This is a genomic window from Luteolibacter sp. LG18 (assembly GCF_036322585.1).
GTDB lineage: Bacteria > Verrucomicrobiota > Verrucomicrobiia > Verrucomicrobiales > Akkermansiaceae > Luteolibacter.
In genome coordinates this window covers 1,831,247-1,847,996 of the sequence record NZ_AP024600.1, presented here as the reverse complement: position 1 = coordinate 1,847,996, position 16,750 = coordinate 1,831,247, and the positions used below count along the sequence as shown (strand labels likewise).

Below are 16,750 nucleotides of genomic sequence, written 5' to 3'. Positions count from 1 at the left end.
AGGGCGGTTCATTTGAGGGTCACGCATTCCGGCGAGGTGGACACCAGCCACAGGATCGCGCGGATGCGGTCGCGCATGTAGGTGGCCTGGTTGCTCGCGCTGTTCGAATTGTTGTTCTGGGACTGGATCGACGCGGCGCCATCCAGGATGAGCATGCGGGTCTTGCCCGGGGTGTCGCCGTAGCTGGCTTTCAACGCGCCCGCGCAGAGGAGATAATCCACCCGGTCCAGCACGGAGGCGCAGGCCAGCTTGATGGTGGCGGCGTTGTTGAAGGCCCCGGTGTCCAGGTTGGTGAACTGGCCGTCGCCGTTCTTGTCGACCACGGCCATGTAGAGCGCGTTGAGCGGGGTGACGTCGATGTTCAGGTTCGCGGTGGTCTGGTTCGGCAGGTTCGAGGCACTCAGTGAGCCGTAGATCGGGCTGTAGAGGTAATTGTGCGCCTGGATGACGGTGTTCTCGTTCGCGATCTGCATCTCGGGCGAAACGAGGCCGTTGGCGGCGAGCGTCCCGGCGGGCGTGTAGTCCGGGAGGAAGAAGTTGAACACGGTCGGCGCGGACATCGGGTTCTGCAGCAGCGCGCCGGTGGTCGAGCTGATCCGCGCCTGCATGGTGCCGGCCGGGAACTTGTCGATCTCCGTCTGGGGGTAGGTGTAGTTGATCAGGTCGGCGATCGGCACAGCCGACTTGCCCCCGAAGGCGCGCAGCAACGCGGTGGCGCGCAGCAGCGGCTCGCGGATCTTGCCCGCACTGGCGAGGGCGAGCGGCTGGTCCGGGGAACGGACTTCGGGATCGAGCAGGATCGCCTTCACCGTCTCCTTCAGGTCGCCGCCGGTGGTGCGGAATTTTTCCGACACGCGGTAGAGGTAGCCGGACGAGGGATTCGCGGTGGTGAAACGCTGGATGAGGCGGCGGCAGATGAACGGCGGCGTGTTGGTGTTGGCGGCGAGGTAATCGAGCACCTCCGCGAGGTCCTTCTCACCGGTCTGGTTCGCGGGCAGCGACAGGCCGATCATCGATTTCGCGGCGACGTCATGGTAGGCGGAGAACATCGCCATCGGTGCCGTCCACTGCGATTCGTAGCGCTCGCTGCCGTTGCCGCGGTTGAAGCTGGTGTTGGTGACGACGGTGTCCGAAGTCGATGGATTGTTGTAGCGGCTGAACGACCAGCCGGTGAACACGCGGGCCATCTCCGTGATGTCCGTCTGGCCGTAGGTGGGAATCGGCAGGCCATCCGAACCCAGCTTCAACGAGCCGTCGGGATGCAGTTTCACCAACCCGATCGAGAAGAGCTGCATGATCTCGCGGGCGAAGTTCTCGTCCGGCGACACGACCACCACGCCATTGGTGACCACGGCCTTCTGGTTCCGCAGGTGCGAGAGGTACCAGCCCATCATGGGATGGGTGGCCACCCCCTCCAGCAGGTTCCGGTAAGTGGTGGTCCCGCGCGAACACAGCATGTCGTGGTAGTTCGCGGAGCCGTAGCTGCGGTCCTGGATCAGGCTGTCCGTGTCCGAAATGACGAAGATTTCTCCGAGCGCGAAACCCATCCGCTGGCGGAGTTGGTCCTTGCCGCTGAGGGCGAACAACCACCAGCCGCGGCGGCGGTTGTTGTTGTTCGGGTCGTAGGCGGCATTGTAGTTCGGATCGTCCGTCGGCAGGGCCGCGCGGATCTGGATATCCTGCTGGTTCGCGGCGATGGTGTAGAGTTCCAGCGATGGCGAGGGCGTGCCCACCGGCGTGGTGGCCGGAGATACCGGGGGCAGGCGGAGCTGTTCATCGATCCACTCGCCGTAGGCGGCGATGCGGTCTCCGCTCTTCGCCGCCACGCGGGCCTGCATGTCGGCGATGGCCTCGGGCGTGGGGCCGAAGGTGGCCTGGAGCAGGAACCGGCTGATGTCGCGATCCAGCGCGGTCCCGGTGAGCGTGGCGATCGGGTCCGGATTCGGTGGCGGCTGGAATTCGCTGGAGGCGTTGGTCGGCTGGAACTGGCCCTCGATTTCGCCGGTGACATTCGCCTGGGTGAAGACGCCGAGTTTCACGCCGCCCGCGAGCAAGGCATCGAGCACGGCCTGATCGGTGGTGAAACTCTGGCTGGCGCGGATCATCCACGTCTGGCCGCCGTAGTTCGCGGGCGGGACCGATTGGAGGATCGCGTTGCCGGCGTTCAACACCTGGGTGGAATTCACCGCCGAATTGAGGTTCGAGAACGAAACCGCGACGGTGCCGAGGTCGTTGTCCCCCTGCAGGCGGACGGTGGCGAGACCGGTGCCCAGCGAGGTGACACCCGGCACGGCGCGCAGGTAGGCGATGAGGAGCTTCTGGTTCGCGGCGGTGTTCGCGGCATCGCAGACGGTCACGTCCCCGGCCCGGCTCGATCCGCCGAGGGCGACATGCAGGCGCTCCGGCACCTCCGCCTTGGTATCGACCACCGGCTTGATGTTGAGAATAGCGGTGGTTTGTCTGGCGGGGATCACCAAGCGGGCGGCAACCGCAGCGTTCGTCCCGTCCGCGAGCGTGTAATCGGTGGCGGACGCACTCGATTTCGTCGGATCGGTGGAGCCGCTCGTCTTCAGGAACAGCGTGAAAGGGTAGCTCTTCGCCAGCGGGCGATCGAAGGTGAGCACCGCCGGGGTGTTTTCTTTCTCGTAGGCCGCGGCGGCGGTGGTGGTGAGCGCGATGTCCCCGTTGCGGAGCATCTGGATCATCTCGGTGGCCACCGCGAGATCATTGCCGGTCCCGCTGAAACTCTGGCCGCTCAGGCGGTCGAAGCCGGAGAGCTGGAGCTCCGACCAGTCGTTGAGGCCGTCGCCATCGCTGTCCACATCGACGGCGGTGGCCTGAAAAAACCCCTTGCTGGCGGCGCTCACCGTGAACTCGACGGTGGCGGTCGTCGCCAGCACCGGCGACCCCACCGGGGTCCATGACCCGGCAAGCGTGGCCGAGGTGGTGAGCTGGTATTGTTTCCCCGGCTGCGCGGGCAGGGTCACCTTCACCTGTCCCGGCGACACCTGGACATCGGCGTTGAAACGGGACGCAGCATCGAAGGGATCGGTGCCCGCCTGGGATTCGGCCAGATTGCTCTGGCCATCGCCATCCGCATCCGCGGACGGCACCAATCCGGAGGCGGCATAACGCGCCTCCCAGACATCATCCAAGCCGTTTCCATCGAGATCCAATGCCAGCAAAGGCAAGGTGGTCACGACGAACGGCAACGCTCGCAAGGAATGGGACAGCAAGGGCATGGCGGGTTTTTCAAGCCATCCCCGATGTAGCGCGATTCATCCGCCCCGTCTTGCCCAAAATGGAGCCCTCTCTGCGTGAAATTGCGAACGTGCGCTTTGCATGATCCGCTTGAGCCATCGTCTCACGACAACTCCAACGTCAACCCCAGGAACTCCGCGTAACGTTCCGCCGCCTTGCGGGCGTCCGTGGCCACGCGGCCGGGAAGCTCACCGAATGCCTCGAAATCCACCGCCACCGATTTCTTTCGCAGCGTCCGTTTCCAGGTGCCCTTCACCTCGCCGTCCACGACCAGCATCGGCAGGAACATGCCATTGTTCCCCGGAACGATGCGCCCGGCGTGCTCGGCCGCCAGCATGGCGCTGCGGTCCTTGTAGCCGAGGAGGAATTCATCGAAGCCCGGGAGCAGGTGGACGCCCTGTTTCCGCGGCGCGTCCGCGGCCAAGCTACGGGACATCCAGTAGGTTTCGCCATCCGCCACGGTTTTCTCCAGCTCGGGCGAAACAAGCCCGAGCCCGCGCTTCGCGTCCGTCACCTTCAGGCCGGTCCACCAGACGAAGTCGGCGAGCGTCGCCGGGCCGTGGCTGGTGAAATAGCGGCGGGCGATTTCGGCCAGCGCTTCATCGGGCTCCAGCGTTCGCGACTCCGGCACCCACTCATCGAGCAAGACGAAGGTCGGCTGCTTGCCCTCACGGGGGCCGCCGCACAGCACCGCGTCCTGCGAGAGCTTCCACAGGATGTGATAGCCGCGCTGGCCATTGCAGGAAATGCCCGCGTCTTCGAGCAGTCCGTAGGCGGCATCGCGGGTGAGCTCCTTGCCTCCCTGCAACGCCTTTTCCAACAGCGTGCGGCTGCGGCGGAACACGGCGTCATCCAGTTCAAGCTGCCGGTGGCGGGTGGCCGCACCCGCCACGATCCGGGGTGAAAGCAGGGCCAGCATCCAGCGCACATCCTCCGGAGCCACGAAATGCAGCGTGCCGCGCATCGGCCAAGTGCGGACAATCTCGCGATCCCGGACCGCCTGCTCGATGAAGGCCTCGGTGGCACCGGACACCCGCAGGCCGATCGCCAACAGCGCGCCGAGGTAATCTTGTGCCTGCATCGCGCCGAGCCGCCGAACCACGGCCCCGGCACTCTGCCGCGGAAAGCCGATCCCCTGCGCGCTCAACCGCAACCTCCGCAACTCCACCGCCTTCATGCCAGATCGAGGGTGTAGAGCGGCACCTTCACGCCATAGAGCTCCTCTTCCGCGGTGAGGGTGAAGCCGACCTTTTCGATCACCTGGCGGGACGCCTGGTTCTCCGGCAACGCGAAGGCATGGATGCGGGTGAAGCCGAACCACGGAGCCGCCACCCCGATCCAGGCCCGGGCAACCTCGGTGGCAAGCCCCCTGCCCCACCACGGGCGGGCAAAGCGGTAGCCGAGTTCCGGGCGCACGCCATCCGGCAGCATCACGAAGCCCGCGTCGCCGATCGGCTCACCGGTGGCGCGGTCGAGCACGATCCACTTGCTGAAGCCGTGGCGCTCCTGATGGGCCCTGTAGCGGGCGACCCGCGCGGCCGTTTGCTCCACGGTTTCATCGCGGCCGTTCGGGATGAAGCGCATCACCTCCGGATCGCTGAACCACGCGAACGAGGCCACGGCATCGGAGGCGCGGAACGGCCGCAGGATCGTGCGCTCGGTTTCCAAGACGGGGTTCATCACGGCGATGGTCGCCGTCCGCGCCTGCCGCCGACAATCCCAATCGGATGCGGGCTGGCCATCGCAGGCAATCACCGCCATTCTCCGGCATGGGTCTCCGGCTACAACAGGATCAGATTTGGCAAAAGGACGGTCGCTTTCTCCAGATCACCACGCTGGAGCGGCTGGCGGTGGAGTACAAGGACATGGCCGACCTGGAAACCAAGCAAGGCGAACGCCACGTGCTGACGAAGAAGGAATTCTGCCGTCTCCTGAAAGGCGCGGTGCTGCTGCCGCCGAAAGGCCGGAGCGCGGAATAAAAAAGCGCCCGCGGTTTCCCACGGGCACTGGAAGAAAGCGGAGTCTGGATCGGAGATCACTCCGATCACTGGGCAGCGGGCTTCGCCTCGCCATCGGCCTTCTTGTCTCCGAGGTTGGGGGACGGTCCGACGCCGTTCTTCTGAGCCAGCTTCTGGACCATGCCGAACTTGGACTGGAGATCGCGATTGCGGTCGCCGGTGCTGCGAGCGCCCTCGCCGGAGAGCTGGCGCATTTCCTCTTCCATGCCCGGGTCCTTGGTGTTGTCCACCTTGGAGGGATCGATGCCCATCGCCTTGGTGGCGTCGGTGATCTGGTCACCGTGGACGGCGATCTTCTCGAGCTGCTTGTCGTACTGCTTGGTGATCGTGCCGATGGTCTTCAGGTCGCGGCCGCTTTCCTGCATGGAAGTCTTCAGCGCGGCAATCTTCTGCTTGCCCGCATCGGTCAGCGTGAGCCAGCCGCCGGCGCTGCCGAGACAGGCCAGCACCATCGCGGTGATGAAGAGGCTCTGGCGGGAGCGCTTCTTCCGCATCTTGGAATCGCGGGCGTCGATCATTGCCTGGAACTCCGCGTTCGGCTGGTCCTGGAAGGCGGGCTCCGCGGCGGGAGTTTCCGCCACCGCCGGAGCGGCGGCAGGCATGGGAGCCACCAAGGCGGGAGCCGCTTGGGTGGGAGGAGCAGCAACGGGAGCAGGCTGTGCGACACTCGCGTGGAGGTCCCGTTCGTAGGAGGGAGTGAAAACCGCCGGTTTGGGAAGAGACGGCTCGGGCGGTGCGGCTCGGAGGGCGGCACGCGTCAACTCGTTGATTCGTTCCTGGGTGGTCATGGCAAGGGGGTGGGAGAAGGGAGGAACAAGGATGCTTTGACTCACATCATTGTTCACAAACCCTAACAAATCGTGCGTTTCGCACCATTACGCCATCACGGAGGCAAGCCCCCGAAACCCCTCACGCGTTCGCGTAGGACACGAAAAAGGCGGCCACCCTCCGGCAGCCGCCTTTTGAAACCCGAATCGGGACCCTCTCAGCGGATCTCCGCCTCCTTCTTGGGCGTCACTTCCGCGATCTTCGCGTTCTCGGTGGCCTCGATGAGGTCGCCGAGCACCTTGATGCCCTCGCGCTTGATCGGATCGAGGCCGCTGGGCCAGTCCGGCGCGTCATTGAGCTCGGCCACAGGATCCTTGGCACGGCGGATGTACTCCTCGTTTTCCTTGGCAGGATCGTAGGGGTGGAAGGCCGCCCCCTTCGCCAGATCATCGAGCGTGAGCTTGGTGAGTTTCAGGCTCTTCGCGTCCTCCTGCTCAAGCGTCTTGAAGCGCTCGCGGCGCTCGGCATTGCGCTGCTCCTGGCGGGCATCGAGGTCGAAGAGCTCCTTCCGGCGATCCTCCAGGTTGAGCGACACCGAGTTCTTGTCACGCAGTTCCACGCTGCGCTTCGCATCGTCGAGGTAATAGCCGAAATCCTTGTCCGCCTTCACGCGCTTGGCGCTGGCCTCCTGGAGGCGGGACAGGAACAAGCTGTCCTTGGCAGGCGGGTTGAACCCCGGTGCTGGCTTGATGCGGTCGTGCGGGAACGCGTGGTCGAGGAACTTCTCGCCGATCTCCATCGAATCCGCGGGGCCGGGCAGGATCACGTCCGAGGCCACGCCATCGAGCTGGGTGGACGAGCCGGACGGGCGGTAAAACTTGCGGATGGTGAGCTTCAGCATGCCCGCGCCATCCCGGTTCGAGAAGAACGGCAGCATCTTCGAAACATCCAGCGGCTCCTGCACGGTGCCTTTCCCGAAGGTGGAGGAATCCCCCACGATCACGGCACGGCCGTAGTCCTGGAGGGCTCCGGCGAGAATCTCGCTGGCGGAGGCGCTGGCCTTGTTGATCAGCACCACCATCGGGCCGTCGTAGATCGCCTTGCGGTCATCGGTGTCCGAGGCCTTCACCAGGCCGCGGGTGTTCTTTTCCTGCACCACCGGACCACTGCCGGTGAAGAAGCCGGTCATGCGGCGGACCTCCTCGAGCGAGCCGCCACCGTTGTTACGGAGGTCGAAGATGAGGCCGTCGATCTTTTCCGCGGTGAGGCGCTGGACGAACTGCTCGACGTCCACCGAGCAGCGGGTCTTGCCCGCGGAGAAATCGGAGTAAAAGGACGGAAGGGTGATCCAGCCGAGACGGCGCGGGGTCCCCTCCGGAGACTTGGTGTCGATGATGCCGGCGCTGGCCTGGGCTCCCTTGATCTCCACCTTGCCACGGGCGACGGTGACGATCTTGGTTTCACCGGCAGCGGCGGTGGCGGGCTGGACCTGGAGGCGGACGGACGTGCCCGCCTTGCCGCGGATCAGGTCGACCACCTTGTTCTGCTCCATGAACTTGATGTCGGTGAAAGTGCCGGAGTTGTCGGTGTCCACGGCCAGGATCCGGTCGCGGAGCTGGAGCGAGCCCTCGCGGTCCGCCGGGCCGTTGATCATGATGCCCATGATGCGGGTGGTGCCGTCGTCCTCGGGCTTCAGCTCGGCACCGATGCCGACCAGTTCGTTGCGCATCGAGTCGTTGAAACGGCTCGCCTCGCGGTCGATCATGTAATCGGTGTGCGGGTCGTAGGAGCGGGCCACGGCACCGAGCAGGCCATCCGCGATGTCATCGGTGGCGGCGTCCTTGATGGTGTGGAGATAGCGCTCGTAACGCAGCGCGACTTTCTCGCGCGGCGAAACCTCGGACTGGGTGGGATCGGGCTTGCCCTGGTCCTTCGCCATCTTCGCCTGAAGTTCACGCACCACCGTTTCCGAAAGCACGGCCTCCTTGAGCTGCTGGCGCAGCAAGCCGTCCGCCTCGGCGTCGTCCTTCGGCCAGGCGGCATCCTTGCGGGTGCGGGCAATGGTGTCGTGGCCGGTGAAATCGAGCGGATCGTCCTTGAGGAACTTCTTGGCCATCTCGCCGCGGGCTTCCACGCGCTTGCGGAAGGTGCCGTAGATGTCGTTGGCGGCGTCGAGCCCCTTGCTCTGGACGAGCATCTTGAACAGCTCGTCGCCATAGGTGGCCTTGAAGCGCTCCACGTCCGCGGCGGTGAAGTAGACCTTCGCCGGATCGAGCTGCTTCAGATAGTCGTCCAGGAACCGCTGGCCGGTCTCGGCATTGAACGGCAGGCTCGCGTAGTGCGAGTTCTGAAGCATGATGGCGACCTGGCGGCCGACCTCGTTGAAATCCGCTTGGGCGGCGCTGGCGCTGCCGGAGAGAACACAGGCCGTGGCGGCGAGGGCCGCGAGGCGGAAGCGAAGGAGGCTCATGGTTCCGTAAATGTAGGATTTCGGCCCGTGGGCCAACGCGGAAACTAGCGTTATCGGGCCGCCGGAATCTCTAAAAAAATGCTAACGGTTGGGAGAAAGCAGCTTACGGGCCGCTTTCTCCCCTTCCGAGGGCCGGATCAGAGCTTCTCGATGCGGAAGACGACCGGCGCGCTGTTGATGCAATCGAGGGCCTCCACCTGGGCCAGCGCGGCCTGGAGTTTCCCGAACTTGCAGGTGTGGAGCAGGAACACCATGTCCACGAACTCGGCGTCCGGCGCCTCCGGATTGACCGGGGAATGGGTGCCGGAAATGCCGATCCCGGCATCCGCGAGCAGCTTCGCGACCTCGGCGATCACGCCGGGGCGGTCGGTCACGTCGAAGCGGACATAATAGGCGGTTTCGGTCTCCTCCACCGGCAGCAGGGTGCCGGAATCCCGGTATGGCAGGAATCCGCGGTGACCGGCGGTGTGGCGCAGCGCGCGGGCGGCCTCGACGAGGTCCGCCACCACCGAGGAGGCGGTGGGGTCCTGGCCGGCACCGCGACCGTAGAACAGGGCCTCGCCGACGGCATCGCCGACCACCGAGATGGCGTTGAAAACGCCGTTCACGGAGGCCAGGATGTGGTTCTTGGCGATGAAGGAGGGCTGCACGCGCAGCTCGATCGCGCCGTCCTCGTGCTCGCGGATCACGGCGAGGAGTTTCACGACGTAGCCGAGCTGCTTGGCGAAGGCGATGTCGATCGGACGGACCTGCTCGATGCCGGCGACGTGGACCTTTTCCGGGTCGATGGAGAAGCCGTAGGCCAGGGTGGCGAGCAGGATCGCCTTGTGGGCGGCGTCCCAGCCGTTGACGTCGAGCGCCGGATCGGCCTCGGCGTAGCCGAGGGCCTGCGCTTCGCCGAGGGCGGGCGGGTAATCGAGCCCGGCCTCGGTCATGCGCTGGAGGATGTAGTTCGAGGTGCCGTTGATGATACCGACCAGCGAGTGCAAGCGGTTGCCGACGAAGGAGTCCTGCACCGAGCGGATGATCGGGATGCCACCGGCGACGGCGGCCTCGAAGTGGATCGGGGTGGCCATCTCGCGGGACAGCGCGAACAACTCGGTGCCGCGCTCGGCGAGCAGGGCCTTGTTGCCGGTGACGACCGGCTTTTTCGCCCGCAGCGCGGCGGCGACCAGCTCGAAGGCATCGGTGGTGCCGCCGATCAGCTCGACGACGATGTCGACGGCGGGATTCGCGACCAGCGCGCGCCAATCGGTGGTGAAAAGCTCCTGCGGCACGTCCCCGGCGGTGGCGCGGGCCTTGGCCGGGTCACGGACCAGGATGCCGGTCACGGCGAGTTCCACCGAGCCGCCGGTGCGGTCGGTAATCAGGACGCCATTCCGCTGAAGGGTGTTCCAAACGCCGGAACCAACGGTTCCGAAACCCGCGAGGCCAATGCCGAGTGTGGAGCAAGTCACGGGCGGACTTTGGGATACATCCCGCCATCCGCCAAGGCTGGAGAACCGGAGAAGCGTTACTTCTTCGCCTTCGCGAGGGCGGTCTCGGCCTTCAGCCAATCCTCCTCGTGGTTGCCCTCGAGGCCCTGCTCCACACGGCGGCGGTAGTTGAGATAAGCGGCTTCCGCGATCTCATCGGTGCTCGGACCAACCTTCGCGCGGGTGACCTTTTTGGCTGCCTTCTTCGCGGGTTTCGGCGCAACCTCGGGAGCTTCGGCGGCCTTTTTGGCCGCTTTCTTCGCGGTTTTCGTCGCCGCGGTTTTGGCGACCTTCTTTGTAGCTTTCTTGGCGGGCATGGGTAAGGGACTCGGGAATTACGTATGCGGTGATAGCACGAAAAATGCCAATCGCAAACCCCGCGAGCGGTGATTGTCATGACAAATCCGTGACGTATAGTCCCGCCGTGCCCGCTGGACCGACATGGCAGAACACCCCCGAGCCGGCGACCTGGCGGTTGCCGGGCAAGGACCGGCTTGGCCGCTGGGCCACGGCGGGGATCGCGCTTTCGCTGGTCCTGCACCTGATCGCGTTCCTCACGCTGAATCACCTGAAGTTCAATCTGGCGCTCGATCCGCCGATGGAAATGCGCACCGAGCGGGTGAAGCTCAACCCGGTGGAAACCACCCCGCTGGACATGCCCGACATGACCCCGGCGGAAACCGTGGTCACCCCGCCGAAGGATACCGCCAAGCTCCTCGATGACATCGAGGTCCTCGACAAGCTGCCGAGGAATCTCGAGATGGAGATGCGGGCGGATGTGAAGGAGCTGGCCGTGAACCTCAAGACCGGCGGCACCCCCGCCGCCTCCGGGGATCCCTCCGGCAGCACGACCGAACCGATCAAGGCCCCGGACCTGAAGCTCGACCTGCCGGAAATCGGCCGCTCCGACCTGATGCCGGCCCCCGCGCCGGGCCAGGTCACCATCGACCGCGGCAGCCTGAAGGGCGACGAACTCGACACCAGCGTGGTGGACGACCTTTTGAAAAAGGGCGCGGGCGGCAAGACCCCGCAGGGCACCCTGGAAGGTTCGCTGGAAGAGGCGCTCGGCCTGCCCGCCAACGTGCTGGTGGGCAAAACCACCGTGCTGCCGGGCGACCTGCTGTTCGAATACAACAGCTCCGAACTCCGCCAGAGCGCGCGCGTGGGCCTGCTGAAGCTGGGCACCCTGATCGACATGAACCCCGGCCTCTACTGCTGGATCGAGGGTTACACCGACCTGATCGGCGGCGATGAGTTCAACTATTCGCTGTCCCAGCGCCGCGCCGAGGCGGTGAAGGAGTATCTGGTGAAATCGCTGCGGCTCGATCCGAAGCGCATCCTCACCCGTGGCTTCGGCAAGCAGATGCCGCGCGTGACGGGCGGCACCAAGGAGGAGCAGGCCCCGAACCGCCGCGTGGAGATCAAGATGCGCAAAACCCTGCCGCCGGATGCGCCGCAGGTGAGCCACGCGCCGGTGGAAATGCCACCGGCACCGCCGAGACCCGAAGCTACCCCGCCGAAAGCCATTCTCGTGAAACCCGCCCGGGCGCTGCCGGTGGAGGAACTCCAACCCCCGCCGCCGCCCCGCGCGCAGCCGGTGCCGGACAAACCGCTGCGGGCCCAGCCCGTCGAGGAAACCCCGCCGCCGCGCGCTACCGTGCCGCGGGCCGAGCCGGTGGAGGAATAGCCACCTGCCGGGGGTTGCGGCCGTGCCTTGGGGCGGTTAGGGACGGGCATGCAGTTGCCCGCTCCGCTCGCGAAGGTCTCCGTCGTGCTGTCGTTCGATTTCGATGGCACGCTGCACGACCCCTCAGCGGTGCCGACGGTGCCGGTGCGGTTTTTCGAAACGGTCCAGCGCCTGCGCGAAAGCCACGGCGCGGTGTGGGGCTTGAATACCGGTCGCTCGATGCCCTACGCGCTGGAAGGACTGGTGGATGCCCGCTGTCCGGTGGCGCCGGACTACCTGGTGGCCCGCGAGCGTGAGATCTATTTCCCGAACCAGTTCGGCCGCTGGGTGCCGGATGAAGCCTGGAACAAGCGCTGTGCGAAGGACATCCACACGCTGTTCAAGAAGCACCGCAAGCTGCTGGCCCGCATCCGCGAGGAAGTGCTGGCCCACACCGGCGCGGAGTGGCTGGAGATGGAGGGCGAGCCCGCCGGCCTGATTGCCCGCCGCGAGGAGGACATGGAGTGGATCATGCCGCGCGTGATCGAGCTGGCGGGAGACGTTCCGGACCTCGGCTGGCAGCGGAACTCGATCTACCTGCGCTTCGGCCACAAGAACTACCAGAAAGGCAGTAGCTTGGCCGAGGTGGCGTCGCGCTACGGCGTGCCCGTCGAGGGGCGCTTCGCCATCGGCGACAGCCACAACGACTTCGAGATGCTCGATCCGGCGAACACCGGCATGATCGCCTGTCCGTCGAACTCGGTGGAAGAACTCCGCGGCCACGTCCGCGCGCTCGGCGGCTACGTGTGCAAGACCAGCCATGGAGACGGGGCCGTGGAGGCGCTGGGGCATTTCTTCGGGGTGTGAGTCCGCCCCCACTGCCGTCATCCGGCACATCGGACCCCGCAGGGGTCCCGGAGATGGAGCGCGGTTTCGGCTCGCGGCGAATGAATCACGGTTCATATTCCCCATGATGAGAATCCCCGTATTCGTCGCCTTTCTCGCGGCATCCTGCATGTCTCGTGCGGTGGAATACTCCGGCAGCGCGAAGCCGCTGGTGAAGCAACTAACGTCCGTCGAGATGAACGGCGTAGCGTGGCTGGCAAGCGGCAAGGCGATCGGAGAAGACGGTCGGCCTGGCACATATCGCCGCCTCCTCCCCCAGTTCCAACTCTCGGCCGGGAACGCCGACCTCAAGCTCATGCTGAAAGACAAGAACGCGGCCGTGAGGATCATGGCCGCGCAGTGCGTGATGCTTCAAAAGCTGGATCACACCGTGCCCAAGGAGCTGGATGATCTGGTCACTGAGGTTGGCAAACAGAAGGACCCCATTATCTGGGCCGACCAACGGGGCGATGTGGTGGAAATGACGACGGTTTCCGCGATCCTCGCGAGAATCGCGTTATCACCGAAGACATTCGCGCAATAGCCGCCCGCACTTCGTGCTCACTTCCCCGACACCAGCAACCACTTCGCCTTGAGCGCTTCGGCGCGGGCGAGGGCGTCTTCCGCGGTGGCACCGAGGAGATTCGCATGACCCATCTTGCGGCGGCCGATGGCGCGGCGCTTGCCGTAGAGGTGCAGGAAGGCCTCGCCATCCTCGAAGAGCGGGGACCAATCCGGCTGGACGGTTTCGTCCGGCCAGAAGTCGCCGAGCAGGTTCAGCATCACCACCGGCGAAAGCAGGCGGGTGGAACCGAGCGCAAGACCGCAGACGGCGCGGAGCTGCTGCTCGAACTGGCTGGTGGCGCAGGCGTCGATCGTGTGGTGGCCGGAGTTGTGCGGGCGCGGGGCCATCTCGTTCACCAGCAGCGAACCATCGGGCAGGAGAAAGAACTCCACGCCGAGGATGCCGCGGTAATCGAGGGCATCCGCCACGTTGCGGGCGATCTCCTGGGCGCGGGCGGCGATCTCCGCGGAAATGCGGGCCGGGACGATGGAGACATCGAGGATGTGGTGGCGGTGGCGGTTCTCCGCCGGATCGTAGGTCACCATCGAGCCATCGGCGCCGCGGGCGACCATCACGGAAAGTTCCAGTTCGAAGGGCACCCAGGCCTCCAGGATGGCGCGGTCGGAACCGAAATCCGCCCACACGGCGGCGGCGTCCTCGGTGCCATTGAGCTTGAGCTGGCCCTTGCCATCGTAGCCGAAGGCGGCGGTCTTGAGCACGCCGGGACCGTTGAGCTCCTTCATCGCGGCGGCGAGTTCCTCCACCGAGGAGACGACGGCGAACCAGGTGCAGGGGATGCCGCTTTCACGCAGGAAACCCTTCTCGCGCTCGCGGTTCTGGCAGATCGCGATCGCGTCCGGCGACGGGAACAGCGGCATGCAGCCGGCGACGGCATCGAGGGTGCCGCGCGGGATATTCTCGAACTCGACGGTCGCCAGCGTGGCGAGCGCGCAGAACTGCTCGCGACCCTCCAGCGAATCGAAGGGCAGGTCGATGACGTGGTTCGCCAGCTCCACCGCGGGGGCCTCGAGGCCACCGGTCCAGACCACGGTGCGGACGTTCATCCGTCGCGCGGCGATGGCGAGCATCCGGCCGAGCTGGCCCGCGCCGAGGATGCCAAGGGTGAACTCCGGGCTGGTGGGGGACGGAAGGGCGGCGCTCATGCGTCGAGGGCGAGGGGCGGGAGTTTCGCGGCCTGGACCTGGGAGGTCTGGCGGGCGCGGAATTCGGCGAGCTTGGCGGCCAGCTCCTCGGACTCGTTGGCGAGCATGGCCACGGCGAAGAGGGCGGCGTTCACGGCCCCGGCCTTGCCGATGGCGAAGGTGGCGGTGGGGATGCCCGCGGGCATCTGGACGATGGAAAGCAGCGAGTCGACGCCCTTGAGCGTCTTCGATTCCACCGGCACGCCGAGCACCGGCAGGTCGGTGATGGCGGCGGTCATGCCCGGCAGGTGGGCGGCACCGCCGGCACCGGCGATGATGGTCTTGATGCCGCGGCCACGGGCGGATTCGGCATAGGAATAGAGCTTCCCGGGAGTGCGGTGGGCGCTGACGACCTCCGCTTCCCACTTCACGCCGAATTCCTCCAGCGTGCGCGCGGCATTCTCCATCGTCGGCCAGTCCGACGTGCTTCCCATGATGATTCCGACCTGCGGGGTGTCGCTCATGCGGGCAGCGTGGGGAGGAAACCGCCGGATCGTCAATGGCGGAGGCAGCGGGCACTTGACGGTGAGGGGGCGGCGTGGGTCCATGGTGGCATGGTGAAAATCCTTTCGTGCCTCGTGCTCACGCTGGCCGTGCGGGTGTCCGCCGCGGAACCTGCGGTGGCGATCCAGCCGCTGGGGAAGGTGCCCGCGGCGCAGGTGGAAAAAGTGAAGGCCGGGATCCGCGCGCTCTACGGGGTGCGGGTCGAGGTGCTGCCCGCCAAGCCGCTGCCGCAGGCCGCCTATTATCCACCGCGGGACCGCTACAAGGCGGACAAGCTGCTCGACATCCTGGCGGCAGAGACGCCCGCGGACTTCACCAAGGTGGTGGGCCTGACCGCCCGCGACATCTCCACCCGCAAGGACGAGATCCCGGACTGGGGCATCTTCGGACTCGGCCAGCTCGGCGGACGCGCGTGCGTGGTGTCCACCTACCGCTTGCATGCCGGGAGGGCCTCGGAGCCACTGTTTGAAAGCCGGCTCTCGAAGGTGGTGGTGCATGAGCTGGGCCACACCTTCGGGCTCGACCACTGCCCGGTGGCGGGCTGCTTCATGCAGGATGCGGGCGGGAAAATCGCGACGGTGGACGGCGAAGCCGGAAAGCCCTGCCCGGCATGTGCCGCAAAACTACCGCTGAAGGCCCCTTGAAAATTTCCGGGCAGGGAAACCGGCACCACTCTGGTCCACGCAAGAACCAGCACATCCCACACAAAATTGACCTCCAAAAACACAATGAACTCGCAATTTTCATGAAACAACATCATCGAGCATGACGTTATTTGACCTCAACCACCCTCTGAAAGCAGCCGCTTTTCGCATTTTCCCCAAAGCGGTCCAAGTTTGTCGTGAAAGAACTTCAGGCTCGACGAGGTAGTGGCGATCATTCCAAGAAAAACACACTTTTCCACAAGAACCCTCACAAACCCACAATGAAAACGCTTTCGCTGTTTGCTGCTCCCGTCCTGGCGCTGGCCACCATCGTTCCCGCCACCGCGGCCGACACCGGCTCGGTGAGCTACCCGGGAGGCAAGGGCCCGGGAGCGGGCAAGAAGGTGGTGCTGATCGCGGGGGATGAGGAATACCGCTCGGAGGATTCGATGCCGATGTTCGCGAAGATCCTGTCCGAGCGCCATGGCTTCCAGTGCACCGTGCTGTTTTCCACCGGGGCCGATGGCATGATCGAGCCGAACGCGGGCGCGAGCCTGGGCAATCCGGAAGCGCTGGATTCCGCGGACGCGATCGTGATGCTGATCCGCTTCCGGAAATGGCCGGACGAGGCGATGAAGCACTTCGACTCCGCGGTGAAGCGCGGCGTGCCGGTGATCGGCCTGCGCACCTCCACGCATTCCTTCCAATTTCCGAAGGGCAGCACCTACGAGGCCTACAACAACTTCGGCAAGAACGTGCTGGGCGAGAAGTGGGTGTCCCACTGGGGCAAGCACAAGTCCGAGGCCACCCGCGGCGTGATCGAAGCCGCCAACGCCAAGAACCCTGTGCTCAGCGGCGTGACCGATGTTTTCGGTGACAGCGACGTCTACGAGGCCGCACCGCCCGCCGACGCCACGATCCTGCTGCGCGGCCAGGTGCTGAAAGGCATGAACCCGACCGACGCCCCGGCCGACTATTCCAAGAAGCGCGCCGATGGTGGCGAGCAGAAGGTCAACGAGCCGATGATGCCCGTGGCGTGGACCCGCGAGGTCAAGAACGACGCCGGCAAGACCAACCGCATCCTGTGCACCACGATGGGTGCCGGCACCGACCTCCGCAGCGAGGGCCTGCGCCGCCTGGTGGTGAACGGCGTGTTCTGGGGCCTGAACCTGCCGGTGCCCGCCAAGGCGGACGTCACCCCGGTGGGCGCCTACGAACCGCTGGCCTACGGTTTCAATGGATTCCGCAAGGGCGTGGCTCCCGCCACCCACGCGCTGCCAGCCTCCCACTGA

Annotated in this window: 15 protein-coding genes; 6 read left to right on the top strand and 9 right to left on the bottom strand. The window is 65.7% G+C overall.

The window, feature by feature from the left end; genetic code table 11:
* Positions 1-8: 8 nt before the first annotated feature.
* The 3 genes from llg_RS07695 to llg_RS07685 form a co-directional block, all read right to left on the bottom strand.
* On the bottom strand, positions 9-3,242 hold the full coding sequence (locus llg_RS07695) for a DUF1800 family protein (RefSeq protein ID WP_338289151.1): 3,234 nt from the start codon (positions 3,240-3,242) through the stop codon (positions 9-11).
* A gap of 122 nt (positions 3,243-3,364) precedes the next feature.
* Positions 3,365-4,438 (bottom strand): winged helix DNA-binding domain-containing protein, encoded by a 1,074-nt coding sequence (locus tag llg_RS07690; RefSeq protein ID WP_338289150.1) that lies wholly within the window; start codon positions 4,436-4,438, stop codon positions 3,365-3,367.
* On the bottom strand, positions 4,435-5,022 hold the full coding sequence (locus tag llg_RS07685) for a GNAT family N-acetyltransferase (RefSeq protein ID WP_338289149.1): 588 nt from the start codon (positions 5,020-5,022) through the stop codon (positions 4,435-4,437). The genes llg_RS07690 and llg_RS07685 overlap by 4 nt, the downstream gene beginning before the upstream one ends.
* 8 nt (positions 5,023-5,030) lie before the next feature.
* Between llg_RS07685 and llg_RS07680 the strand changes: the two genes are divergently transcribed.
* Positions 5,031-5,240 carry a hypothetical protein gene (locus llg_RS07680; protein WP_338289148.1) on the top strand — a complete coding sequence of 70 codons (210 nt, stop codon included), beginning with the start codon at positions 5,031-5,033 and terminating at the stop codon, positions 5,238-5,240.
* Positions 5,241-5,305: 65 nt separating this feature from the next.
* On the opposite strand, the gene llg_RS07675 is transcribed toward llg_RS07680, so the two are convergent.
* The 4 genes from llg_RS07675 to llg_RS07660 all read right to left on the bottom strand — a co-directional run bounded on the left by llg_RS07675 (position 5,306) and on the right by llg_RS07660 (position 10,309).
* A complete protein-coding gene (locus tag llg_RS07675; protein WP_338289147.1) occupies positions 5,306-5,881 on the bottom strand; it encodes a hypothetical protein in 576 nt (191 codons plus the stop codon).
* 383 nt (positions 5,882-6,264) lie between these two features.
* Complete coding sequence (locus tag llg_RS07670; protein ID WP_338289146.1) at positions 6,265-8,517, bottom strand: carboxy terminal-processing peptidase; 2,253 nt, start codon at positions 8,515-8,517, stop codon at positions 6,265-6,267.
* 137 nt (positions 8,518-8,654) lie between these two features.
* Positions 8,655-9,974, bottom strand: coding sequence for a homoserine dehydrogenase (locus llg_RS07665; protein ID WP_338289145.1), 1,320 nt, complete (start codon positions 9,972-9,974; stop codon positions 8,655-8,657).
* Between the two features lie 56 nt (positions 9,975-10,030).
* Positions 10,031-10,309 carry a hypothetical protein gene (locus llg_RS07660; RefSeq protein ID WP_338289144.1) on the bottom strand — a complete coding sequence of 93 codons (279 nt, stop codon included), beginning with the start codon at positions 10,307-10,309 and terminating at the stop codon, positions 10,031-10,033.
* Positions 10,310-10,416: 107 nt separating this feature from the next.
* On the opposite strand from llg_RS07660, the gene llg_RS07655 reads away from it, so the two are divergent.
* The 3 genes from llg_RS07655 (at position 10,417) to llg_RS07645 (ending at position 13,087) form a co-directional block, all read left to right on the top strand.
* Positions 10,417-11,679 (top strand): OmpA family protein, encoded by a 1,263-nt coding sequence (locus llg_RS07655; protein WP_338289142.1) that lies wholly within the window; start codon positions 10,417-10,419, stop codon positions 11,677-11,679.
* Between the two features lie 48 nt (positions 11,680-11,727).
* Entirely contained in the window at positions 11,728-12,525 is a 798-nt protein-coding gene (locus llg_RS07650; RefSeq protein ID WP_338289141.1) for an HAD hydrolase family protein, read from the top strand.
* A 103-nt stretch (positions 12,526-12,628) separates the two neighbouring features.
* The gene (locus tag llg_RS07645; RefSeq protein WP_338289140.1) at positions 12,629-13,087 is read left to right on the top strand and encodes a hypothetical protein; all 459 of its coding nucleotides are present in this window, start codon (positions 12,629-12,631) and stop codon (positions 13,085-13,087) included.
* 17 nt (positions 13,088-13,104) lie between these two features.
* Here llg_RS07645 and llg_RS07640 read toward each other — a convergent pair whose 3' ends face one another.
* Both llg_RS07640 and purE read right to left on the bottom strand, forming a co-directional pair.
* Positions 13,105-14,271: a 5-(carboxyamino)imidazole ribonucleotide synthase gene (locus tag llg_RS07640; RefSeq protein ID WP_338289139.1), complete on the bottom strand. Its 1,167-nt coding sequence runs from the start codon at positions 14,269-14,271 to the stop codon at positions 13,105-13,107.
* Positions 14,268-14,774 (bottom strand): 5-(carboxyamino)imidazole ribonucleotide mutase, encoded by a 507-nt coding sequence (gene purE, locus llg_RS07635; RefSeq protein WP_338289138.1) that lies wholly within the window; start codon positions 14,772-14,774, stop codon positions 14,268-14,270. Before purE ends, llg_RS07640 begins: the two co-directional genes overlap by 4 nt.
* A 90-nt stretch (positions 14,775-14,864) precedes the next feature.
* Here purE and llg_RS07630 point away from each other — a divergent pair, with 90 nt between their 5' ends.
* Both llg_RS07630 and llg_RS07625 read left to right on the top strand, forming a co-directional pair.
* Positions 14,865-15,458, top strand: coding sequence for a hypothetical protein (locus tag llg_RS07630; RefSeq protein WP_338289137.1), 594 nt, complete (start codon positions 14,865-14,867; stop codon positions 15,456-15,458).
* 281 nt (positions 15,459-15,739) lie between these two features.
* Positions 15,740-16,750, top strand: coding sequence for a ThuA domain-containing protein (locus llg_RS07625; protein WP_338289136.1), 1,011 nt, complete (start codon positions 15,740-15,742; stop codon positions 16,748-16,750).